The 23541-nt window shown below is 52.0% G+C and carries 24 protein-coding genes and 2 tRNA genes; 5 read left to right on the forward strand and 21 right to left on the reverse strand.

Translation table 11 applies throughout. The features are described 5' to 3' along the window. Nucleotides 1-117 precede the first annotated feature (117 nt). Complete coding sequence (locus tag R2K28_RS12325; protein WP_316364716.1) at nucleotides 118-2031, forward strand: calcineurin-like phosphoesterase family protein; 1914 nt, start codon at nucleotides 118-120, stop codon at nucleotides 2029-2031. A gap of 225 nt (nucleotides 2032-2256) precedes the next feature. Here the strand turns inward: R2K28_RS12325 and R2K28_RS12330 are convergent, their stop codons facing one another. After that, on the reverse strand, nucleotides 2257-2775 hold the full coding sequence (locus R2K28_RS12330; RefSeq protein ID WP_316364717.1) for a DUF4347 domain-containing protein: 519 nt from the start codon (nucleotides 2773-2775) through the stop codon (nucleotides 2257-2259). A gap of 397 nt (nucleotides 2776-3172) precedes the next feature. On the opposite strand from R2K28_RS12330, the gene R2K28_RS12335 reads away from it, so the two are divergent. The 3 genes from R2K28_RS12335 to R2K28_RS12345 all read left to right on the forward strand — a co-directional run bounded on the left by R2K28_RS12335 (nucleotide 3173) and on the right by R2K28_RS12345 (nucleotide 4968). Further along, a complete protein-coding gene (locus tag R2K28_RS12335; RefSeq protein ID WP_316364718.1) occupies nucleotides 3173-3538 on the forward strand; it encodes a tautomerase family protein in 366 nt (121 codons plus the stop codon). Between the two features lie 237 nt (nucleotides 3539-3775). Beyond that, nucleotides 3776-4567 carry a response regulator gene (locus tag R2K28_RS12340; RefSeq protein WP_316364719.1) on the forward strand — a complete coding sequence of 264 codons (792 nt, stop codon included), beginning with the start codon at nucleotides 3776-3778 and terminating at the stop codon, nucleotides 4565-4567. A gap of 125 nt (nucleotides 4568-4692) precedes the next feature. Next, a complete protein-coding gene (locus R2K28_RS12345; protein ID WP_316364720.1) occupies nucleotides 4693-4968 on the forward strand; it encodes a hypothetical protein in 276 nt (91 codons plus the stop codon). A gap of 628 nt (nucleotides 4969-5596) precedes the next feature. Here R2K28_RS12345 and R2K28_RS12350 read toward each other — a convergent pair. The 3 genes from R2K28_RS12350 to R2K28_RS12360 form a co-directional block, all read right to left on the reverse strand. After that, a tRNA-Arg gene (locus tag R2K28_RS12350) sits at nucleotides 5597-5673 on the reverse strand. A 461-nt stretch (nucleotides 5674-6134) separates the two neighbouring features. Then, nucleotides 6135-6225, reverse strand: a tRNA-Ser gene (locus R2K28_RS12355). A 50-nt stretch (nucleotides 6226-6275) separates the two neighbouring features. After that, nucleotides 6276-6746, reverse strand: coding sequence for an aminoacyl-tRNA deacylase (locus tag R2K28_RS12360; RefSeq protein WP_116449213.1), 471 nt, complete (start codon nucleotides 6744-6746; stop codon nucleotides 6276-6278). A gap of 279 nt (nucleotides 6747-7025) precedes the next feature. On the opposite strand from R2K28_RS12360, the gene R2K28_RS12365 reads away from it, so the two are divergent. Continuing rightward, on the forward strand, nucleotides 7026-7853 hold the full coding sequence (locus tag R2K28_RS12365; RefSeq protein WP_316364721.1) for a class I SAM-dependent methyltransferase: 828 nt from the start codon (nucleotides 7026-7028) through the stop codon (nucleotides 7851-7853). 4 nt (nucleotides 7854-7857) lie between these two features. On the opposite strand, the gene mobB is transcribed toward R2K28_RS12365, so the two are convergent. The 17 genes from mobB to flhA all read right to left on the reverse strand — a co-directional run bounded on the left by mobB (nucleotide 7858) and on the right by flhA (nucleotide 23440). After that, on the reverse strand, nucleotides 7858-8418 hold the full coding sequence (gene mobB, locus R2K28_RS12370; RefSeq protein ID WP_316364722.1) for a molybdopterin-guanine dinucleotide biosynthesis protein MobB: 561 nt from the start codon (nucleotides 8416-8418) through the stop codon (nucleotides 7858-7860). After that, complete coding sequence (locus tag R2K28_RS12375; protein WP_316364724.1) at nucleotides 8405-8812, reverse strand: DUF2802 domain-containing protein; 408 nt, start codon at nucleotides 8810-8812, stop codon at nucleotides 8405-8407. The genes mobB and R2K28_RS12375 overlap by 14 nt, the downstream gene beginning before the upstream one ends. 32 nt (nucleotides 8813-8844) lie before the next feature. Next, complete coding sequence (locus tag R2K28_RS12380) at nucleotides 8845-9018, reverse strand: hypothetical protein (protein ID WP_316364726.1); 174 nt, start codon at nucleotides 9016-9018, stop codon at nucleotides 8845-8847. A gap of 187 nt (nucleotides 9019-9205) precedes the next feature. After that, nucleotides 9206-9688: a chemotaxis protein CheW gene (locus tag R2K28_RS12385; protein WP_316364728.1), complete on the reverse strand. Its 483-nt coding sequence runs from the start codon at nucleotides 9686-9688 to the stop codon at nucleotides 9206-9208. A 65-nt stretch (nucleotides 9689-9753) separates the two neighbouring features. Then, the gene (locus R2K28_RS12390) at nucleotides 9754-10437 is read right to left on the reverse strand and encodes a chemotaxis protein CheW (RefSeq protein ID WP_316364731.1); all 684 of its coding nucleotides are present in this window, start codon (nucleotides 10435-10437) and stop codon (nucleotides 9754-9756) included. Then, complete coding sequence (locus tag R2K28_RS12395) at nucleotides 10434-11237, reverse strand: ParA family protein (protein ID WP_316364733.1); 804 nt, start codon at nucleotides 11235-11237, stop codon at nucleotides 10434-10436. The genes R2K28_RS12390 and R2K28_RS12395 overlap by 4 nt, the downstream gene beginning before the upstream one ends. Continuing rightward, nucleotides 11234-12079, reverse strand: a complete 846-nt coding sequence (motD, locus tag R2K28_RS12400) for a flagellar motor protein MotD (RefSeq protein ID WP_316364734.1) — start codon at nucleotides 12077-12079, stop codon at nucleotides 11234-11236. Before motD ends, R2K28_RS12395 begins: the two co-directional genes overlap by 4 nt. Next, nucleotides 12076-12822, reverse strand: a complete 747-nt coding sequence (locus tag R2K28_RS12405) for a flagellar motor protein (protein ID WP_316364735.1) — start codon at nucleotides 12820-12822, stop codon at nucleotides 12076-12078. The genes motD and R2K28_RS12405 overlap by 4 nt, the downstream gene beginning before the upstream one ends. Before the next feature lie 68 nt (nucleotides 12823-12890). Continuing rightward, nucleotides 12891-13952 (reverse strand): protein-glutamate methylesterase/protein-glutamine glutaminase, encoded by a 1062-nt coding sequence (locus R2K28_RS12410; protein ID WP_316364736.1) that lies wholly within the window; start codon nucleotides 13950-13952, stop codon nucleotides 12891-12893. Between the two features lie 65 nt (nucleotides 13953-14017). After that, entirely contained in the window at nucleotides 14018-16357 is a 2340-nt protein-coding gene (locus tag R2K28_RS12415; RefSeq protein ID WP_316364738.1) for a chemotaxis protein CheA, read from the reverse strand. A gap of 71 nt (nucleotides 16358-16428) precedes the next feature. Next, nucleotides 16429-17163: a protein phosphatase CheZ gene (locus tag R2K28_RS12420; protein ID WP_316364741.1), complete on the reverse strand. Its 735-nt coding sequence runs from the start codon at nucleotides 17161-17163 to the stop codon at nucleotides 16429-16431. Nucleotides 17164-17188: 25 nt separating this feature from the next. After that, nucleotides 17189-17560 carry a chemotaxis response regulator CheY gene (gene cheY, locus R2K28_RS12425; protein ID WP_442871396.1) on the reverse strand — a complete coding sequence of 124 codons (372 nt, stop codon included), beginning with the start codon at nucleotides 17558-17560 and terminating at the stop codon, nucleotides 17189-17191. A 67-nt stretch (nucleotides 17561-17627) separates the two neighbouring features. After that, nucleotides 17628-18374, reverse strand: coding sequence for an RNA polymerase sigma factor FliA (locus R2K28_RS12430; protein ID WP_116447796.1), 747 nt, complete (start codon nucleotides 18372-18374; stop codon nucleotides 17628-17630). A 2-nt stretch (nucleotides 18375-18376) separates the two neighbouring features. Beyond that, a complete protein-coding gene (locus tag R2K28_RS12435; protein WP_442871441.1) occupies nucleotides 18377-19258 on the reverse strand; it encodes a MinD/ParA family ATP-binding protein in 882 nt (293 codons plus the stop codon). Then, a complete protein-coding gene (gene flhF / locus R2K28_RS12440; RefSeq protein WP_316364744.1) occupies nucleotides 19245-20528 on the reverse strand; it encodes a flagellar biosynthesis protein FlhF in 1284 nt (427 codons plus the stop codon). Before flhF ends, R2K28_RS12435 begins: the two co-directional genes overlap by 14 nt. A gap of 390 nt (nucleotides 20529-20918) precedes the next feature. Beyond that, entirely contained in the window at nucleotides 20919-21248 is a 330-nt protein-coding gene (locus R2K28_RS12445) for a hypothetical protein (RefSeq protein ID WP_316364745.1), read from the reverse strand. Nucleotides 21249-21358: 110 nt separating this feature from the next. Continuing rightward, nucleotides 21359-23440, reverse strand: a complete 2082-nt coding sequence (gene flhA, locus R2K28_RS12450) for a flagellar biosynthesis protein FlhA (protein WP_442871442.1) — start codon at nucleotides 23438-23440, stop codon at nucleotides 21359-21361. Nucleotides 23441-23541: the final 101 nt, after the last annotated feature.

Below are 23541 nucleotides of genomic sequence, written 5' to 3' on the forward strand. Positions count from 1 at the left end.
GGAAGAAAAATAAATTTCTCTGTTGCGAAATATCAATGTCACACCATAAGAATAAGATTCGCCACACAAATCGTTCGGTTTGTCCACTAATAACCTATCCTAGGGAGGATTCCTGAGATGAAACTTACCCTTAATACGACGCTTGCAATTGCTCTGGGTTGCAGCGTCGTTCCGTCAGTAATCTATGCAAAAAATATTGACTATAAAGCTACAATTGAAACCGTCGGCGCTTCATCAGATACCAAAATGGTTACAGGCAAGGTCTTTAAAGACCGCAATATAAACGGCGTCATGGATCAAGGCGAAAGAGGCATAAACAATGTCATGGTCTCTAATGGCCGTGATGTGGTTACTACCAATAAACATGGATATTATGAATTACCCGCCTTCGATGGCATGACCGTTTTCATAACCAAACCTGCAAATTACGACATCCCTGTGGATGAGGACAATATTCCACAATTCTTCTACCACCACTTACCAGAGGGTTCGCCAGAACTCCGATTCGGTGGTCTTGATGCTACAGGTCCTTTGCCCGATATGATCAATTTTCCACTGATCAAGAATAAACGTCATAAACGCAACAAAAAAAACTTCAAGATGATAATCATTGGCGACACCCAACCCTACAGTAACAATGAAGTGGGTTATGTCCGCGACACCCTGGCAAAAGAATTCGCCGCGATGAATATGAAAGACGTGGAAGGAATCATTGTCGAAGGTGATGTACTCGGTGACGACCTTGGGCTCTACCCACGCTTTAAACAGATCTTAAGTGTTGCTAATGCGCCCCAGTATTACGTACCGGGCAATCACGACCTAGATTTCGACGCCCCAACCGATGAAAACTCCTTCGATACCTTCAAGCGCGAATGGGGCCCAGCCTACTATTCATTCGATATCGGCGATGTTCACTTCATCACCCTGGACAATGTCCAGTATCCCTGCTTGAACCATGATGGGGAGCATGGATTTTGTGACACCAGTGACACCTATAACGGTTATGTCACAGAACAACAAATGGAGTGGCTCGCAAACGATCTCGCACTGGTACCGATGGACAAGTTGGTTGTATTGAATATGCACATTCCAATCATCTCATTCATTGACAGCGGCTCCAACAAGCACCAAACAGACAATGCTGGTGATATCTATCGTCTGCTGGAGGGGCGTCCCGCATTAGCCCTGAGTGGACACACTCACACTCTGGAACACTTCGAGCCTGGTGAGGGTGCTCGACCTGACATCGCTGGACTGGACATCCCTGCAACGCCCTTTCCGCAGATCATCACCGGTGCCGGTTGTGGATCCTGGTGGAGCGGCGATTTTGACGACGACGGTGTCCCCATGTCCTATCAGCGCTTAGGTGCGAAACGCGGCTTTATGGTGTTTGAATTCGAAGGTAATACCTTCAAGGACAGCTTCAAGGCGACTGGCGAGCCAGCAGAGAAGCAGATCGCTGTCAGCATGCTGACCCCCACCTTCGCCGATTGGTACGCTCAACTGCTCGACTGGTTGCGCGCCGGTGCGGATGGCATTCCTCCGGTCAATGTCAACGATCTTGAAGACAACATGATCATCCCCCTTGACGAGCTGTATGGCACCACACTCACCGCCAATGTCTGGAACGGCTCCAGCGCAACCAAGGTCTGGGTGGAGATCGACGGCGGTGACAAGATAGAGATGGTACGTAGCGAAAACACTCTGGATCCCTTTGCACTAGAGAAACAGATGTATGTATATCGCTATGCGGCCGAAAGCACATCCGGCAATCCCCGCACCCAGGGATTCGAGCTCTGGACTGGCGCCACTCACGGTCCTAGCAGCCCGCGTCCTTCCGACGAATGGATGCATACCGACAACTCCAACCATCTCTGGGAGGTAGCCCTGCCAGACGATCTGGAGAACGGTGTACACACTGCGAAGGTCACAGCCAAGGACAAGCATGGGCGTAAATATCACGAGACTGTTGTCTTTGAGATTCGTGACCAGCGTCCGGAGCCCTTTGCCCGTAACTACCTGTTTGACTAAGCCGATAGCCGTTCATTACAGATGATCGGTTGGAGGGAAGGCAGCAGTGCCTTCCCTTCTTTTTTTAGGGAGACTGGATTCGATGATACAGTGTGGCAGAATTCCCGTAAGATATAGCCAAGCAACTCGATAACCTATATCCAGCGACTCAGTCGCGACCAATGGAATGGACAAGGCTATGACTATTTCTACAGGTGTCTGAGAGACAGTCACAACTGAAGTCTATTACTCGATTCTGACATCACCACCTTTATCAACGACAGCCAACACCCTGTCACCCCATTTGGGTATCCTCTGACCAATCCACGGAATAGACATAGTCCTGGAGGTGTACGCCGCCATTACCCCACCACCGTGACCCAACATCGCCTTTGCTGCTTTTCGCATAAACACCTTCCCTTTATCACCATCAGCCACGTTGCAACCCAAGAACAGAACTGTTGCCGGCTTTGCTAGGTATAGCGAACAGGCACTTTTTAATAGATCAACATTCGATGATTTAATTGATCCCTTTGGCAGGTGTATATAACCGCTACTGCCATGGGTGTGAAATATAACATCGCTGATTGGGCCGTTGCGGAGGTAGAAGAGTTTGAAAAAGTCCTTTACACCCCATATCGAATCGATACCGCCATGATAGACTTTCTTATCTTTTAAAAGATAATGCTCGTCCTCGTAGTGCTCCTTATATCCTTTTCTTCGCAATGCATTGTCAGTGTAGTCATATAAATGTAGTTCAGTCATAATCGTTTGCCTCCGCTCTTTTTTGAACCCTCTAATGCACCAACCAATGCAAGACTAGAAGCGTTAAATCATCTATACTGCACCTTAACTTACTGAAATTTTTATCGCTTTTGCAATACGTCTGGTTATGCCATTTCCACCATGACATACCACGGATCAAAATGGTTATAAAATACTATTAATTGAAACTGTGCATTATTAACTTTATTTTCAGAGTCAGTTAAGAGCTGATTCAATACAGAGGTAGACAGGATTTGCAATCCATCCGCTGGAAGCTGCACACCTCACTGACGCCTTTCAGATTGTTGTCGAATTCTGGTCAGACCCGGCAATGCGCTTCTATATCCAGATACTTTTCACATTCGCAGTCAAATCGATCATCTTAAGAGGTTTTGCCATGCCGCTAGTCAATATTTCCATACTCAAGGGTAAATCCCCTGACTATATTAAAGCCGTTACCGACGGCATCAATTCTGCGGTCATCGAAACCATGGACTTTCCCGACGATGACCGCTATCAGATCGTTCATGAAGTGGAACCCCATTGCCTGCAATTCCAGGAGCGTGATGGTGATCGAGTGATGATGTTTCTGATCATGCGTGCAGGACGTTCAAACAAGGCGAAACAGGCCTTTTACAAAAAATGTGTTGAAAACCTGGCAAAAAACCCCGGTATCGATCCCGCGAATGTGCTGATTACGATTGCGGAAAATCACGATGTCGATTGGTCATTTCGTGACGGTATTGCTCAATTCGTAGTATGACGGGATTGAATCCTTACTCATCATGAAGTCCACTTGTCTGAAGTGCAACTTAAGAGCCTTATGTATAACGGCGCACCCTTGCAAGGCAGCTTGGCATTTACCTGTGCAGAACATTGGACTATCTCCAAACATGCACGGGAATACAATAATCCAGGATCTGGTGAGAAGTCAGGATTAAAGTTCCCCAGTCAGCAACCGATTACAATCTAGACCCATGAAAATTAATTGGTGGCTAAGGTGCATCTGAAAGAACTATTGGTATTACTCGTCGAGCCATCATCTACCCAGCAACGCATCATTCAGCGACAACTCTCTCAACTGGGTATAGAACAGATAGTCACGGTAAAAACCGGGCAGGAAGCGTTACATACGATGCGTACCGACCACCCTGATCTTGCCATCAGCACGCTCTATCTTCCGGACATGACTGGCACCGATCTGGTGCACACCATGCGCAACGATCCCGACCTGGAAAAAATGGCTTTCATGCTCATCTCCAGCGAGACCCGTTTCCGTTATCTCGACCCGATTCGGCAGGCGGGTGCCGTGGCGATCCTGCCCAAGCCGTTCAAGCCGGCAGAACTTCGTATCGCCATGAACTCGGTGCTGGAATATATCGACCCCACACTGCTTGAACTGGACAACTTCTGTCCCGAGGATCTCAAGGTTCTTGTGGTGGATGACAGCAGTATGGCGCGCAAGCACATCAGCCGGGTACTCAATGTCCTGGGCATAGAGCACATCCGCGAGGCACGGGATGGCCGGGAGGCGGTAGAGATAATCGCCAACAACTACTTTGATCTGGTGGTCACCGACTACAACATGCCGAACATGGATGGCAAGGAGTTGGTGGATCACATCCGTACAGCCAGCAATCAGGCCTCAATCCCCGTATTGATGGTAACCAGCGAAGCAAATGAAAGCCGCTTGGCCGCCGTACAGCAGTCGGGTGTGTCTGCCATCTGTGACAAACCTTTTGAAACCAGTGTGGTGCGCGATCTGGTTCAGATGGCTTTGTCCGAGGCCTAGAAGCTCCGACTTACTTGGGTCATCTACCTATGCACCTTAATTGCTAGTCTGGTATTGTTGCCTCACAGTTCATCATGTTACTGATTTACCCTATAACTGCATCCTGCATTTAGGCAGAGATTAAAATGAAATCACCTGTAGACGACTTACTGAAAGCCCATCGGGATTTGACCCACTCAGAAATGAAGAAAGTTATGTCTCATGTTCAGCGTGAGAGTGGGGAATGGATAGTCAACACACTATTGATTGAAGGCACTGATGTCCCATTCAAATATAAAAGGAAGAAGCGTTATAAAAGTCTTGCAGGTCAACGGGTCAATCTGACTTACTATTCCGACTCGGATAGTGTGGCTGGAATAGATATGGATGTAATGAAGGTTGTGCGGATCAAGGTGTCCTAATAGGGGCCTTGGCCCGAATGGCACTTATTTTAACCAAGAACCACCGTCATCCCGGCGCATGCCGGGATCCAGAATGCTTGATGGTGACGGTGTTACTGGATTCCAGCCTGCGCCGGAATGACGATAATCCTGAAATTTGCCTTAACTAAGCGCCATTCGGACCAAGACCCCCTTTTTCAATATGGCGCGCCCGGAAGGATGTCTCGCGCTACGCGCTCGTGCTGCGGACCTCCGGTCCTGGTCGAACCGGCTGTTTGAAGTCGGAGCTTCGAAGCTGTCTGGACAACATATTAAAAGGGGGGCCGAGGCCCGAATGGCACTTATTTTAGCCAAGAACCACCGTCATCCCGGCGCATGCCGGGATCCAGAATGCTTGATGGTGACGGTGTTACTGGATTCCGGCCTGTGCCGGAATGACGATAATCCTGAAATTTGCCTTAACTAAGCGCCATTCGGACCAAGACCCCCTTTTTCAATATGGCGCGCCCGGAAGGATGTCTCGCGCTCCGCGCTCGTGCTGCGGACCTCCGGTCCTGGTCGAACCGACTTTTTGAAGTCGGAGGTCCGAAGCTGTCTGGACAACATATTAAAAAGGGGAATCTGCTGACGCAGACCCCCCTTTTCAATATGGCGCGCCCGGAAGGATTCGAACCTCCGACCCCCTAGTTCGTAGCCAGGTACTCTATCCAGCTGAGCTACGGGCGCTTTTTGTGGAACGCGAATTCTGAAGATTTGTTGCCCTTTTGTCAATGGCATATGGGGGTCTTGCTGCCTGATCCAGGTCCGTATGTCACCTGTAGGCTTTGAGAGGGGGGCTGCGGGACTCCTGGGCTTGGGTGCCGACTGAGGGGAGGGATTACTCGGCCTGCGGCCTCGCCCTTCGGGCCATCATCGCTGCGCGATGATGTTCTGCGGCGCTTTGCGCCTTGTCGAACGAAGGGTTCGAATCTAGGCCTCGCTATCCGTCAAATAAAAAGGGGCTGCGGGACTCCTGGGCTTGGGTGCCAGCTGAGGGGAGGGATTGATTCGCCTACGGCTCACCCCTACGGGGCGCCTTCGCTTTGCTCGGCGTCCTGCGGCGCTACGCGCCTTGTCGAACGAAGGGTTCGAATCTAGGCCTCGCTATCCGTCAAATAAAAAGGGGCCCTGTTGGGCCCCTTTTTATTTGGCGGAGAGAGAGGGATTCGAACCCTCGATACGCTATTAACGTATACACACTTTCCAGGCGTGCTCCTTCAGCCACTCGGACATCTCTCCGGAATTTTGGAGGCGCAAGATTAAACCAGTTCATCTCCGGAATCAAATAGCTAAAGATGTCTGCTGAATTCTGCAACGATGGCGCTGGACTCTAATTCCCTGAATTTGTCGACGCTGATGTGGATTAATTTCCCATGATCGCCGGATTCGAAATAGAGATCGGGTTGTTTCAACAGACTTGCATCGACCAGGGTCTCGATGCCGTAGGGCAGTCCAGTTGGCGGTACCGCGCCGGTTTCGCAATCGGCGAAGGCCTGCTGCAGTTCATCCTCGGAAATAAGGCTGAGTTTACGCCCGGTCAATTGCTTCAACTGGTCGAGTTGGAGCCGATGTGTGGCGGGTATAACCGCTAGCAGGTAGCTCTCGTCGTCCCCGAGCAGGACCGACTTGGCCATTCTGTCGCCCGGTATATGGGCTGCTTCTGCGGTATGCAGGGTGGAATCGGTACGCCGATGATCGATGATTTCAAAATTGACGCCACTATTTTGCAGATACTCTTTAAGTGTGATTGCTATTGCCATGTCCCCACCTCTGATTAGCTCTCCTTTAGGATGTGTCTTGTAAACCTGATACACCTAATACGTCTTCCCTAACAGCAACTTAGATAATATTCGAGTCGCTACTAGGACGGGGTGAAGGGGGTTGAGAAAAGTGTACCGATGGACATCTTTGGTCAATCCAAGCCCCGTCTGTTTTTTAGGGCCCTATTTAGGAGTATAGTTCGCCGGTCAATACCAATGATGTTACTGCTCTATTGGGTTATTGAATACCCACATCACCTGACTGATTAACGAATTACCATGGCGAAAAGAAAGAAAAAATCCCCTTCGATGGCAAAGTCAGCCGACCGTCACCACCTCTATGAACTCTCTGTACAGTGCGCAGAGGCGGAGATCGATTTCGTCGATGATATGTACAAGAAAATACATGGCAGGCGGGCAAAGCGCCTGAGGGAGGATTTCTGCGGTACCGCGAACGTCTGTTGTGAATGGGTACGCCGACGCAAATCCAATCAAGCGATCGGAGTCGATCTGGATAAGGAAGTGCTGGATTGGGGGCGGGACAATCAACTGCAGAGGCTCAAATCATCGCAGCGGAATCGCATCAGGCTGATCGAGGAAAACGTACTTTCGGTGGATACCGAACCGATGCAGATCATTTCAGCCATGAATTTCAGCTACTGGCTGTTCAAGGAACGTACTGAGCTGAAAAACTATTTTCAGCGGGTTCACCGGCAACTGGCCGATGACGGCATACTCTTCATGGATGCCTATGGCGGCTATGACTCCTATAAGGAGATGGAGGAGGAGCGTGATATCGAGGATGGGGATACTACCTTCACCTACATCTGGGAACAGGAGAAATATGACCCCATCAGTGGCAATCTGATCTGCCACATCCACTTTGAGTTTGAGGACGGCTCACGGATGCAGCGCGCCTTCAGCTACGACTGGCGGCTATGGAGCCTGCCGGAGATCCATGAACTGCTGAATGAGGTAGGTTTCAGCAAAGTGACCTTCTACTGGCAGGGATTCGATGAAGACGACGAACCCGATGGGATCTTTCTCCCCGTCAGCGAAGGTGAGGCGGATGCCGGATGGATTTGCTACATCACGGCCGAGAAGTAATCGGCTATCCTGCGCTTCTGTTTACCTCAGCCGGACTGAAACTGGCGCAATAGTTATGTATGAAATCGGCAATCGCTGCCGGATCATTGAGGTCCAGTTGGGGTAGATCTGTCGCTTCCCCTATCCCATTGTCGCTGGCAATGGCAATGATTGAACTATCAGCAGGAAACAGCAGGGGTTTACCCAGTGCACGGCGATGCAGCTCAATCTTGGGGAACTCCAGGTCCCTGAAACCCTCAACCAGCACCAGATCCACAACGCTGCAATCGAGCCGTGTCAGAAGCTCCGGCAGCTCCGGTTCGCGCTCTTGTGACTCATCCACCATCAGCGCCCAGTGCCTGGAGCTGGCGAGCAGCACCCTGGCGGCACCTGCTTTGCGCAGTTCATAGCTGTCCTTGCCCGGTTGATCAACCTCCACTTGGTGATGGGCATGCTTGATCACACCCAGCCTCAAACCGGCCTCACGCAATAGGGGAATCAGTTGTTTAAGGAGGGTGGTTTTACCGGTGCCGCTGTAGGCGGCGAAACCAAGCAGAGGTACTGGAGAGTCCTCAGGCGTCTTCACGCTTCATGCCGTGAATCATGATAATCAGATCGGCGGCATCCCGGCTGATCCCCAGTTCCGAGACCAGCTGTTCCGGTCCCGCGCCTGCATGCACCATACGGATAGCATCGCTATAGGGAGGCTCGCCCTGCTGACTGCTGTGTTCGATATTCTCTTGGCGCTCCTCTAAATCCCTGCCATGGCGTTCCAGGCGATTCACGCGCTTATCCACACCAACCGCACTGGAACAGAGGGCACTGACTGTCTGTTTTAAGGTTTCGACTTCCCGTTGTAGCTGCTTGTACGACTCACTTCGATTGCGCTCGAAGATTAAAAAGACGACCACCAGAACCAACAACAGCAGTACCATTGGCAACAGACCGAACCAGAAAAGTGTCGCATCACCACCTGTCATGTCTGTCATCCTACCGGCAATAGAGAGGATTATCAGGCATACTCATCGATATGCGGTTTTCCATCATCCTCATTTTGTTTCGGTTTCCTCTGCTGTTTCTGTTTACGATCTTCAACGGATCTGGGGCGCTCACGGCGCAACGGCGGTTTAGTCGGTTTTACCGGCGTCAGGGGATTGAGTGGATTTTGTCCTCCGATTTCAGGCATATCTGGCTTCCTTTTCGAAATGAACGCTTTTTCGCCTCACTCGTACTGTTGATTTGTAAAAGAATAGCCGAAAAACCGTGCCAGGGACAAAAACCCCGTGCGGGACGCATATCAGGAATTATCCACCACTGCCTGGACTAACAAGTTGCAAGGAGAGATTTTTCACCATCTACGGACCTATACCGGATCAATACATGCTGATCTCTTGCCACTCCTCATCCGTCAGTAATTTATTCAGATCTACCAGGATCAGCAGGCTCTCCTCTTGCGTCGCGACACCCTGAATATAGCGTGAGCTCTCTTCTGTACCCACATTCGGCGCCGCATCGATTTCCGTTTCCCGCAACTCAACCACTTCGGCTACCGCATCCACCAATATTCCCACGACCTGTTTTTCAGATTCAATTACGATGATACGACTGGCATCATCCACTTCCTTGGTGGGTAGACCAAAGCGGGTTCGGGTGTCGATGACTGTCACCACATTACCACGCAGATTGATGATACCCAGGACATAGGATGGTGCACCGGGTACGGGAGCGATCTCTGTGATACGAAGTACCTCCTGCACCTGCATTACATTGACGCCGTAGACTTCATCCATCAAAATGAACGTTACAAACTGGATCAGCGGACCACCGCCAGCCTCTTCATCGTCTTCAATTGTCATGCTTACACCTCATCGTATTATCACTCTTTTATCTGAACGGAGTGATCGTTTGTAGCTTACTCTGTTCAGTCGGCAAGCATCTTCAATATCCCATCAACATCCAACAACACACTTAACTCCTGTATGATGATACCTGCGTACCATGGCCGTATCCCGCTGCCAGTACGCCACCGAACTTCCTCTTTGTCCACCAATAGCGTATTGCAGATCCTGTCTACTGCCAATGCTCTCTGCCCATCACCGATCAATAACAGGTGCTGCGGTTCGACAGAGCTATCCTCATCCAATCTTTCCGGCATCAACAGCGTGGCGCTGTTTATGACCACGACCTTTTCATCCCTATTGACTATGACGCCCATGGACCAGACTGGTTGCCCGGGCAATTGACTCGCCTCTCCCGAGAAAGTGAGGATTCCCACCAAGGATGAGAGGGGAATTCCCAACTTGATGCCGTTAACCTCGAACAACAGGACTTGAAACGCTTCGTCAACCCAGTCCGGCATAGTAGGCAGGGTATCTTCACGCCTGATCGTCGCTTGTGGTGTTGGCGCCAGGGTCGTTTCTGGATGCTCGTCATGTTTAATATCGGCATCAGCTAATGGCTCTTTAACCTCCACCTTAGGAGGCGCTACCGCCAGATCGTCAATCTCTGATAACAGCGTATCGAGATAGCTTTTCAGTGCACTGTCCGGCTCGGCAATTTTGTTGGCCAGCTGGGTTGGTTGAGACTGCCTGGCCCGACCGTTCATGTAGCCATACCCGCTTGAATTACCGGCTCCTCTGCTTCATCGAGAAGGTTCTGCAGTAGCTTCTCATAGGCCGTGACACCCCGGCTCTGGGGTGCGAACAACGCAGGTGGTATACCGGCCTTACTGGCTTCTCTGAACAGGGTATCCACAGGTATCAGGCTATGCCATACACGCCCGGGATAACTCTCTCGCATCACCCTGAGACTGTCTATGGAGGCCCTGGTACGTCGATCGAACATGGTGGGTACAACAAGATAGGGCAGTGGTATATGCCTGGATTTCGTGACCATCTCCAGGGTGTGCAACATCCTTTCCAAACCCTTGAGGGCGAGAAATTCGGTTTGTACCGGGATGATCAGTTGTTCACAGGCCGCCAGGGCATTGATCATCAACACCCCGAGAATCGGTGGGCAATCGAGAATCACATGATCGTATTGATTCTGAAGTCGCGCCAGTGCCTGCTTGATCACCAACCCCATTCCGTCCATTTTTCCAGCCTGACGGTCCAGGGTAGCCAGGGCCATCTCCGCCGGCATCAGATCCAACCCTTCTGTGCCTGTGGGATAGATCAGGCTGAGGGGGTCCACCTGCTTTTGTTGCGCCACGGCCTTGAACAATGAGTAAACACTCTCGTCCAAAGCATCCGGATCATACCGAAAATAGCTGGTCAGGGAACCGTGTGGATCGATATCGACCAGCAGCGTGCGCAACCCCCACTGGGAGAGCAATCCGCCCAAAGAGACCGTGGTGGTTGTCTTACCCACCCCTCCCTTTTGATTGGCTACTGTCCAGACCTTCATTGGCCACCCGTGGGAAGATCGATGACACGGTCATCGCTCCCGTTCATACCCATGATTATGAGTGAGACACGGCGATTTTTCGCCCGTCCCGATTCTGTCGTGTTTTCCGCAACCGGCCGGTGTTCCGCATAGCCCACGGCGGACATGCGTTGCGGTTTGATCCCCATGCGGGTCATCAAATGGACCACACTTGCTGCACGGGCTGCGGATAACTCCCAATTCGATGGAAACTCATCGGTCTTGATGGGACGGTTGTCGGTATTGCCTTCCACTTGTATCTGATTGGGCACGGTATTTAACACCCGGCTGATGTTTCTGAGCGCCTTCACGGCCGCTCTTGATAGATGCGCGCTGGCACTGGGAAACAACATCTTGTCTTTCATGTTCACGATCACCCGATCCTCAGTGAAGCTGACCTCGACCAGGTCCTGATCGACATAATCACTCAACATATCCTCAATGGTCGCCGCAAGGAAACTGAGTCGTTGAGTCTCATCATTCGGCAGCGTGCCAATCGCATCCATATTCAGGCCCTGTTCCTGATAGGTACCTGGTCCCTGGATCTGTTCGGTCTCTATCAGGGCATTCTCCTGCGCCAAACCCACTGCATTACCTGGAGAACGATTGAGTTCGCCGACCTGAATCGGTTCGAGACTGCGGCTGCTCTCCTGAAAGGCATCGGTCAGTGTTTGAGAGAGTACCCTGTACTTGCCCTCATTGACCGAGGAGACCGAGTACATGACCACGAAAAATGCGAATAGCAGGGTGATAAAATCGGCATATGAGACGATCCAGCGCTCATGATTGACATGTTCCTGTTTACGCTTGCGTCGCCTGCTCATTGGAGGAATCCCTTGAGCTTTGTCTCGATGCTGCGTGGATTATCGCCCTCGGCGATCCCGATCACACCCTCGATGACCATCTCGCGGAATTTGGCGATATTCTCTGACTGGGTCTTCAATTTGGCCGCAATGGGCAACAGAAACAGATTTGCCAGGCCGACGCCATAGATGGTGGCGACGAATGCGGTGGCGATACCACTCCCCAGTTTGCTCGGATCCGCCAGATTCTGCATCACATGGATGAGGCCCATGACCGCGCCGATAATGCCGATGGTGGGTGAATAGCCTCCCATGCCTTCGTACACCTTGGACGCCTGGATATCGTGCTGTTCACTGGCATCCACCTCCATTTCCAGGATGTCTCGCAGGGTCTCGGGTTCACTGCCGTCAACCAGCAGTTGCATGCCCTTGCGAATGAAGGGATCGGGTTCTTCGTCCGCAATGGTCTCCAATCCCAGCAGGCCCTCCTTTCTGGCGATATTGCTCCATGCCACCAACTTGTCGATGGTGGTGCGCATATCCAGCCTGGCGGGAAGAAATACCCGGCCGGAGAGCCGCAAGGCATGCAGAAATACAGGTACCGGGGTCTGCAACAATATGGCACCGATTGTGCCACCGGTGACAATCACCATTGCCGGTCCGTTGACCAGGGAGTCTATATGACCGCCCTCCAGCCAATTGCCGCCCAATATCGCCAGAAATGCGATTATAATTCCGATAAAGCTTAGAAAATCGAGTCTCATAACACTCTCATCGGCACCAAATTCCCATAGTTGACCCTACTCGTCTTCGCATCCAGTCGAAACCATTTCTAAGAGATTCTGGCCAGCATCGGCCCGATCTCGTCAAGCGCCACAACCCGGTCGGATAAACCTGCCTTTTCAACAGCTTGGGGCATACCGTAGACCACGCAACTGTGCTGATCCTGACTCCACAAGACCGATCCGGCCCGTTTCAACTTTCTGGCACCCTGCAAGCCATCCGCCCCCATGCCTGTCAATATCACTCCCAATGCCCGATCCCGGTAGCTGTCGGCAACCGATGTGAACATCAGATCCACACTGGGATGGTAGATCTGGCCAGACAGTGGTTCGCTGATTCGTACCTGGTATTTGGAGGGCCCACGTTCAACCTGCAGCTGTTTTCCGCCCGGAGCGACCAGACACTGCCCCGCAATCAACAAGTCCCGGTCTGCCGCTTCTTTGATTTTGATTGAACATACCCCATTCAACCGCTCCGCATAGGCACCTGTGAAACTGCCAGGCATATGTACCGCCACAATGATCGGCAAAGGATAATTGCGCGGCAATGCACTCAATACCTGGCGTAAAGCCACCGGTCCACCGGTGGAGGCGCCGATTGCCAACAGCTCCGGTTTCCTACCACCTACACCCGACTGGGATACCGTCATGGGGGTACGACCGGTATGCTGGCGACGGCCGCCAAGCGCACCTCGGACACTGCTCAAACGTGACTGACCTACCGCCCTGACACGTTCCAGCAGCAGTTTGTTGGCCTCTTCCACCCCGCTGCCAAGATTACTCATATCCTTGGGCAGAAAATCCATCGCCCCCGCATCCAGTGCATCCAGTGTCTCCCTGGCACCCTCTTTGGTCAGGGCGGAAAACATCAGGATACGGGTAGGCATCTCCGCCATGATCTTACGCACTGCGGAAATACCGTCCACAATGGGCATCTCCACATCCATGGTAATCACATCGGGTTTAAGTCGTCGGGTACGCTCGATGGCCTCCTTTCCATCCGCTGCAATACCGACGATCTCGATATCATTCGCCTGTGACAATGCCGCGCTTATACGGTTTCGAAAGAATGCCGAATCATCAACAATCAGTACTTTCAGCTTGGCGGCCATTATCCGTTTTTTTCACTCTAGTGATTGTGTGTGTGAGCGGGGCTGCCAACCATGTTGCAAGTTCCTTAAAATTTCTTGGCATACTTCCGCATTAGACCTGGCACATCCACGATCAAGGCTATTTTTCCGTCGCCGGTGATTGTAGCGCCAGCCATACCGTCCAACCCTTGTAAAAGTGCACCCAGGGGTTTGATCACGACCTCTTCCTGACCAATCAGATGGTCGACAACCAGACCGACTTGAATATTACCGACATTGACAATAACCACGTGCCCATTTGACTTGTCATCATCATTGATCGGATTATCCGGAATCAGCCAATTGCGCAGATAGAAAAGTGGCAGGGCGCGTTCGCGAACCATGATAGTCAACTGACCATCGACCACGTTTGTACGCTTCAGATTGAGATTGAATATCTCCACTACACTAGCCAGGGGCAGTGCGAAGGGTTGATCTCCCAAAACAACCATCAAGGTGGGAAGGATGGCCAGTGTCAAGGGTAGTTTGATGATAATGATACTGCCCTGACCCCATTCGGAATCTATCTCCACCGAACCATTCATTTGCGCAATCCGGGTCTTCACCACATCCATACCGACACCACGTCCTGAGACATCGGAGATCTCGGTCTTGGTGGAAAATCCAGGGGCAAAGATAAGATTGAAACACTCCTTGTCATCAAGGCGGGCTGCCGCCTCGCTATCCATCATGCCTTTCTCCACTGCCTTCTTACGTAACACCTCCTGGTCCATACCCTTACCATCATCGGCGATCGATAGCAGAATGTGATCACCTTCCTGGGCGGCTGAAAGTACCACCCTACCCCGTCTCGGCTTGCCTTTTGATTCGCGTTCTTCCGGTTGTTCAATACCGTGATCAACCGAGTTGCGTACCAAATGCACCAGAGGATCAGCCAATGCCTCCACAAGATTTTTGTCCAGGTCGGTATCCTCACCCACCATTTCCAGATCGATCTCTTTCTTCAAACTCCTGGCCAGATCACGCACTACCCGTGGGAATCGGCCAAATACCTTTTTAATCGGCTGCATCCGCGTCTTCATCACCGCCAGCTGCAGGTCTGAAGTCACCACGTCCAGGTTACCTACCGCGTTGGATACGTCCTCATCATTCATGGTTGCCTTCAGCGTCGCCAAACGGTTACGCACCAGCACCAACTCACCCACCATATTCATGATATCGTCAAGCCGCTGGGTATCCACGCGTACAGTGGTTTCGGCGGGAGGTTTACTGCTGGCAGCCTTGGGTGCCGCCTTGGGTTTAGCCTCTGCGGCAGGTTTCTTGGCGGGTGCTGTTTTTGCATCAGGCGCCGACTTTTTCGCAGGCTTGGCTGCCGCTTTGGCAGTAGATTTTTTGGCTGCGGATTTAGCTTTACCCTTGGGGGGCATTTTCTGCGCAGGCTTTGGTGCCTTTTTACCCTCGGTCGTTTCATCCTCATCCGACTTGATCTTATGCGGATCGAACTTCCCCGCACCATGGATCTGATCCAGTAGATCTTCAAATTCATCTTCACTGATATCGTCATCACCTGCAGGGGGCTTTGCCGCTTTTTTCGGCTTGGCCTTTTTCTTGGCGGGTGCTTGCTCATTGCTCAGCTTATCGGGATTGAATTTGCCTTCGCCATGGATCTCGTCAAGTAAGGCCTCGAACTCATCCTCGGAAATATCATCAGAGGCTGCAGGTTTCTTAGCCTTATCTTCTGCCTTGGGTTTACCCGTGAATTTACCCTTGCCGTGCAGTTCATCCAGCAGGTTTTCAAATTCATCCTCGGATATATTGTCATCCTTGCCGGCTTGGGCAGGTTCTTGAATCGCATCCAGCAAGGACTCGAATTCGTTATCGCTTATATCATCCGATGAAGACGGCACACTCTCCGCTGATGTCTCTGCCTCCGCCTCTGCCTCAACCGCCACCGCTGTATCTGTTTCCTCCACTGCTTCATCATCAGCCGACTCCTCTGCAGCGGCCTCTTCTTCCTCTTCCTCTTCCTCTTCTCCTTCCGGCACGGCAAATTTATTCAGTCGCTCGATCAGTTCCGGATCCGCATGTTCCGGCATAATACCTTCGCGTACCTGCTCGAACATGGCATTCACAATATCCAGCACCTCAAGTACAGAATCCATGAGATCCGGACCCACACTACGCTGTCCCTGGCGCAGTATATTGAAGACATCCTCGGCCCGATGGCAGACTTCCACCAAGGGATCTATGGATAGGAATCCCGCACCGCCCTTAATCGTGTGAAAACCGCGAAATACGGCATTTAGCAGATCGAAATCATCAGGTTGCTGCTCCAGGTCCACAAGCTGTTCACTCAACAGCTCTAGTATCTCTCCAGCCTCGACCAAAAAATCCTGAAGGATTTCGTCGTTGACATCGATGCTCATCTAATGCTCCCGGTGGATCACCGAACTTTACCGAATGTTGTTGAAATCTATATCGGTCCTAACCTGAATAACTAAAACCCCAGGCTGGAGAGCAGATCGTCCACATCGTCCTGGTTTGTCACTTGTTCGCCCTGATCCAGACCTGGAATAGCCGGTCCCGCAAGCACTTCAGCTTGGTCTTTATTCTGTTCGGGATCTTCCAGCTTGCTACCGGTGATACGCACCAGCATGACCAGTTTCTCCTCCACATCATGAACAAGGGTGATGACCTTGCGAATAATTTGGCCGGTAAGATCCTGAAAATCCTGAGCCATTAGCACTTCAGACAGGTTTTTGTGCAATTCACCGGCATCACTCTGCGTACTCTTTAGGAAACTTGAAAGTGAACTGCTCAGCTCCTTGAAATCCTCTTTGTTGAGTAATTGGGAACGTAGGTTCTCCCACTGCTCAGCAAGTTCAGCAGATCCCTGTTCAATCTTCTCGATCAGAGGAATACTATGCTCGACAGCAGTGAGCGTCCGATTCGCGGATTGCTCGGTCATGGTAATGACATAGGTGAGCCGCTCCTTGGCATCCGGAATCTCCACATTGGTCATATCGGAGATTCGGGCATCAAGGAGAAAACCGTTGATGGCTTCATGCAGTTCACGGGTCAGGCGACCCACCTCTTGGAACAGGTCGTCGTTTTTCTTTGCTTGTGTCAGATTACCTATCAATCGCTCGGATTCCGCATCATCACCGGCTTCCAAGCTGATAACGAGGGACTTTGCAATCTCTAATCGTTGTTGGTTGTCTTGTTGTCCCATTTTTTACTCCAGACACAGCCTCAATTTAACCCACGCGTTCGAAGATCTTGTTGATCTTTTCTTCCAAGGTCGTGGCAGTGAAAGGTTTAACGACATAGCCGTTTACACCTGCTTGTGCCGCCTCGATGATCTGTTCGCGTTTAGATTCCGCTGTTACCATCAATACCGGCAATGCGGCCAACTTATCATCCGCCCTGACCGCTTTCAGCAGATCGATACCTGTCATTCCCGGCATGTTCCAGTCTGAGACAAGAAAATCGAAATTCCCACTCTGTAGCATGGGTAGTGCCGTGAGACCATCATCCGCCTCCTGGGTGTTGTTAAACCCAAGATCACGCAATAGATTCTTGATAATACGCCGCATGGTGGAAAAGTCGTCCACAATGAGGATCTTCATATTCTTGTCCAATGCTACCTCCATCCTGTTAGTGCTGACGTCCCGTCAACGAATCACAGGCCAACCATTACTCTTCGTCGTGTACCAATGAAAGCCAATCTGTCAGTCGTGACCGCAAACGCAGTGTCGCCTGACTGTGTATTTGACAAACCCTAGACTCACTCACACCCAGTACATGCCCGATTTCACGAAGATTCATCTCATCATCGTAATACATGGCAATAACCAGCCGCTCACGATCGGGCAAGCCAGCAATCGCATCCGCCAATGCCTTCTTGAAGGCGTCTTTCTGCAATCCATCGAATGGTGTATCTGCAGATCCTTCCCTGGCAACCGGGAAGCCATCACTCACTGCGGTCAACTCATCCAGACTGAAAATTCGACAACCCGTTGAATCCCTGAGGATTTGATGGTACTCCTCAAGGCTCATATCCAAGGCATCGGCCACCTCTACATCACGCGCATCTCTGCCCTCGTGGTTCTCGATTTCCCGCATCGCTTCAGCAACCATGCGCGCCTTGCGATGAACAGAGCGCGGTGTCCAGTCACTGCGTCGAATTTCATCCAGCATTGCACCGCGTATGCGGATACCCGCATAGGTCTCAAAACTGGCACCCTGTGTGGGGTCGTAGTTTCTGCTCGCCTCGAGCAGGCCCAACATCCCCGCTTGAATCAGATCATCCGCCTGAACATTCGGTGGCAACCGGTTCATCAGGTGATAAGCGATCCTTTTCACCAGTCCGGCATGTTGATCCACCAGATCATCATAGTTCTGTTGTTGCTGCATGGCGGTGTATGTCGCTAAGCCGCTCACCGTCATACCTCCCCGTATTGGCTAGAAAATTGGATCAATCGTTCGACGAAAAACTGTAAATCGCCACTGACACCCGAGGGTACAGGCCAGTTATCGGCCTTTTTGGCCAAATTCTTGAATGCCTGTGCTACTCGTGAACGTGGATAGGCCTCTACAACCGGTTTTTGGCTTCGCACCGCTTTGCGGAGTTGTTCGTCATAAGGAATGCTGCCCATGTAGTTCAGCATAACGTCCAGGTATTGATCGGTTACCCGGCACATTTTATTGTAAAGATCACGCCCCTCTTGCACACTCTTTACCATATTAGCCAAGATTCGGAAACGACTAATTCCGTGCTCACGGTTGAGCAGCTTGATAATGGCATAAGCGTCCGTGATGGAGGCGGGTTCATCACATACCACAACAATCTGTTCCTGCGCTGCACGACTGAAACTGATCACCAGATCGGAAATGCCGGCAGCCGTGTCGATCAGCAAAACGTCCACATCGTTGGCAACTTCGCTGAAGGCTTGGATTAAACCGGCATTTTCGGCAGGGGTCATCTCAGCCATGTGCTGGATTCCGGAAGCACCAGGGACAACCCTCATTCCCTTGGGCCCGGTGACCAAAACATCCTCCAGTGAGCATTCACCCTGCATCACATGGGACAGATTACGCTCTGCGTGCAAACCGAGGAGTACGTCCAGATTTGCCAATCCCAAATCGGCGTCGAGCAGCATTACCCGGCGACCGAGTTCGGCGAAGGCGACCCCCAGATTGGCAGAAATACTGGTCTTGCCCACACCACCCTTACCACCGGTGACAGCAATCACCCTCACCGGTTCCGGGTTAATCATCCTGCGCAACCCTGTTGCCTGATCTTCGATCTGTTCAGACATGTGCATGTTCATTCATTCCCCCGAAAGCCATCGCCAGATACTCCTCATCTGGACTGCCACCCATAAGTTCGGATAGCTCCACTGCATGCTTCATCAACCTATCCGCATAGGCGTTGTGTATATCCTCCGGTACCCGCTGACCATCGGTAACGAAGGCCAACGGCAGTTTTGCTTCGAGAACAGCTGAAAGCACGCCCCCGAGGGAAGCTGCCTCGTCCATCTTGGTCAAGACAACACCAATCGGACTGACGATATCAAATGCTCGAATGGCATGACTCAAGGCTGACCGCTGGGTGGTTGCAGAGAGCGTAAGCAGTGATTTCACGGGGTGGTTTCCTTTGCTCAATAGTGCCAGGCGTTCCGTCAGCTGGAGATCTCTCTGCCCCATACCGGCGGTATCGATCAAGACCAAACGCTTATCCGCAAAGGCGTGCAGGGCGTTGTTCAGCTCTTCCGGAGTGGTGACGCTGCGAACCGGCACATCCAGGATGCGGCCATAGTTTTGTAACTGCTCCTGGGCACCAATCCGGTAACTGTCGGCCGATATCAATGCGAGATGGCGGTTACCGTGACGCAGGCAGAATCGGGCGGCCAACTTGGCAATGGTGGTGGTTTTGCCGACACCGGTCGGCCCCACCAGGGCAAGGATGCCGCCCTCATCAAGGAGATCCTGCTTTACGGCTGGTATTTCAGCACCGAGCTGGGTCAGGGCCTGGCGCCATGCCTGTTCGGGTGTCTCGGCGTCCTCGACACGATAGGCCAACTCCTTACAGTGACCCGCATCCAGACCCAATGCCATCAGGCGGCGGATTAAATCCTGTGTCTGGGGGCGACGATGTCCAAGATCACGCCATGTCAGCTCAGAGAGTTCGTTCTCCATCATACGACGCAGTGCCTGCATCTCACGCCGCATCTCCTTCAATACCGGATCCTGACTCCATTCGACTCGAGGCTGTTCCTGCCTCTGAGCCGGCTTGGAATCACGGTAGTCTTGCTTGGGCTTTTCAGACTGATCTGAAACGGTGTTGTTCAGGTAAGCTGATCTGGCTGCGCTTGAGAGGCTGGCACTGTCATCGGTCAATGTTCGAGGATCAGATTCGATGCTTGTTGGCTGAGTTGTGTCGAATGCGGATTCGTCGTAGTCCACGGCGGCCACCAACTCAATCCCGCCCTGCACGTTCTTGTTGGAGAGAATGACTGCGTCTGCACCCAGCGCCTCACGCACCTGGCGTAGGGCCTGCCGCATATCAGAGGCAAAAAAACGTCTTATCTTCATAGTCCGCATTCCCCGGCGATTGCCCTGCATTGAGCTTGCGCCATTCAACCTGCCAATCCACTCTCCGGCTCTGTTTCCACGCCACCGGTCCTTGCCGGCTGTCGTAGAGGCCATTCACTCCCACTGAGGGTTTATTACTATGTTTGCAAAAACTGTTCCAATCATGAATAGATCGGAATTAATTATTTATTTTCTTTTAATACAATAGGTTGGAAGATCCGATGCGAACATGTCGGAGCTCCGTCAGGGCTGTTTAAGACGCCAGTCAATTGACTCCCCAGGACTACTCCGCCAAGGTTTCGGCACTGATTTGATTGATAATCATGCCTGACACAGAAAATTGACATGCTGGTCGAAGAGAACTTCAGCTGAGATCGCTAGAGGGGAGTTTTACCTGGCGTCAGCAATTGCCTGGGTGATCGTTTTGACCTCTGTACCCTTGCGATAGAGATCGAGTGATATGACTTTTTCCGGCCACAGGTGTTTGATCTCGAATTGAGCCCCTGCAGACTCCAGGGTGTAGGTGAGCGCCTCCGCGTGCTCCCGACTCACCAGTTGAAACTCACATGCTTCCCGCTTAAGCAGTGATTCAGCTGTGCAATTCAGTGCTCTACCCCTCAAATAGGTGCAGTGGTAGAGCCTTTGGCAATAATCAATCTGTGACCAGCTCTCATTTTGCAGCCATGCAGATTCGGCTGACCACCCTTTTATAACTAACATGACCATTTGTTTTAATCCTTACCGAGGTCAATCAAGCGCAACCTGTTGAGACCCATCTCAACACTAATCCTGTGGTTACTATCTCATATTCGGTACTGGGGTGTGTAGTATCAGTCCTCATTTCCCCCATTACCGATGGTTGTGATCACCTTGATCTGACGATTGTCGGGTATCTCGTTGTAGGAGAGGATATGCATACTCGGGGCAGCATGTTTAGCGAAGCGAGCCATCCAGGGCCTGATCGGGGCCGCCACCAATAACACACTCTCCTGACCCTGGGTCTCCATTGCCGCAGAGGTTTCGGAAAGCGCATTCTGCAATCTCTCTGCCAGACCCGGTTCGAATCCCGCCTGTCCCTCTTCAGATGCCTGCAGCGTTCTCTGCAGCAGCTGCTCCAGGGTTGGATCCAGAACAGCTACCGGGATCTCTTCAGAGGCCCCGATCAGCTGCTGCACGATTCCCCGTGACAGAGCCACCCGGACTGCAGCTGTCAACGCGCCCGGATCCTGGGTTCTTTGTGACTGCTCTGCCAACGTCTCTGCAATGGTGCGGAAATCACGCACCGGCACATGCTCAGTCAGCAGATTCTGCAATATTTTCGTCACCACGCTCAATGAAAGTGCTTTCGGCACCAGGTCTTCCACCAGCTTTGGCGCGGTTCTGCCCAGCATATCCAGCAGCTGCTGTGTCTCTTCATGGCCCAGCAGTTCGTTGGCATGGGACTGGAGGATTTCACTCAGATGGGTCGCCACCACGGTACTGGCATCCACCACCGTATAACCCAGGGTCTGTGCATGGTCCTTCTGTTCCGGATCGATCCAGATGGCATCCAGACCGAAGGTCGGATCCTTGGTGACCGTTCCCTGCAGCTCACCGAACACCTGACCGGGATTGATCGCCATCTCCCGGTCCGGAAAGATATCCGCCAGCGCCACAGATACCCCATTGATGGAAATTCGATAACTGTTGGGACTGAGATCCAGGTTGTCGCGGATGTGAACGGAGGGAATCAGGAAACCGATCTCCTGTGACAGCTTGCGCCTGACACCCTTGATGCGATTCATCAGCTGCCCGCCCTGATTGCGATCGACCAGGGGGATCAGACGATAACCCACTTCGAGGCCGATCAAATCCACAGGTTGCACATCCTCCCAACTCAGTTCCCGCTGTTCCGGTTGCTCGACCGGCTCTTCCAAAACCGGTTCTTCCACAGGTTTCATCTGCCGCTGCCAGATCATCCAAGCCCCTGCCGCCGCTGCCGCTGCCAGGGTAAGAAAGGCAAAATTGGGCATCCCTGGAATTATGCCCATCAGAAACAGCACCGCCGCCGCTATCGACAGTGCCTTGGGACTGGTAAACAGCTGACTGACAATCTGCCCACCCACATCCTGGGTACTGGCCACCCGGGTGACGATGATCGCCGCCGAAGTGGAAAGCAGCAATGATGGGATCTGTGCCACCAGACCATCACCAATGGTCAGCAACACATAGTTCTGCAGGGCGGTGTTGAAATCGAGACCATGCTGGGCCATGCCGATGGAGAGGCCGCCGATGATATTGATGAAAAGGATCAGGATACCCGCGATCGCATCCCCGCGAACGAACTTGCTCGCACCGTCCATGGCACCGTAAAAATCTGCTTCACGGGCGATATCCTCGCGCCGGGTCCTGGCCTCATCCTGATCGATCAGACCGGAATTGAGGTCGGCGTCGATGGCCATCTGTTTACCCGGCATGGCATCCAGGGTAAAGCGCGCACTGACTTCAGAAACACGCCCTGCACCCTTGGTCACAACCACGAAGTTGATGATCACCAGGATCAGGAAGACCACCAGGCCCACCGCATAGTTACCGCCGATGACAAAGGCACCAAAGGCCTCGATCACCTTACCCGCCGCATCACCACCGGTATGGCCTTCCAGCAGCACCACCCGGGTGGAAGCCACATTGAGGGCAAGGCGCAGCAGGGTGGCAATCAACAACATGCTGGGGAAGACTGAGAATTCGAGTGGTCGACGGGTGTAGACCACCACCAACATCACCACCAGAGAGAGGGTGATATTGAAGGTAAAGAACATATCCAATGCAATCGGCGGCAATGGAATCACAATCATCGTCAACAACATCAACAACATAATCGGCGCGCCCAAGCCGCGTGCGCCTGATTGTTTTACATTGTCGAGGATTGCTATGGCGTTCATCGTTACACCCCTGGGGAGTTTTGAGTTTTGAGTTTTGAGTTTTGAGTTGTATGTGTGCACCCTGTGCACAGCCTATTGGACAGTCCAATCAA

It is taken from the genome of Candidatus Thiodiazotropha sp. CDECU1, assembly GCF_963455295.1.
In the GTDB taxonomy this organism is placed as follows: Bacteria; Pseudomonadota; Gammaproteobacteria; order Chromatiales; family Chromatiaceae; genus Thiodiazotropha.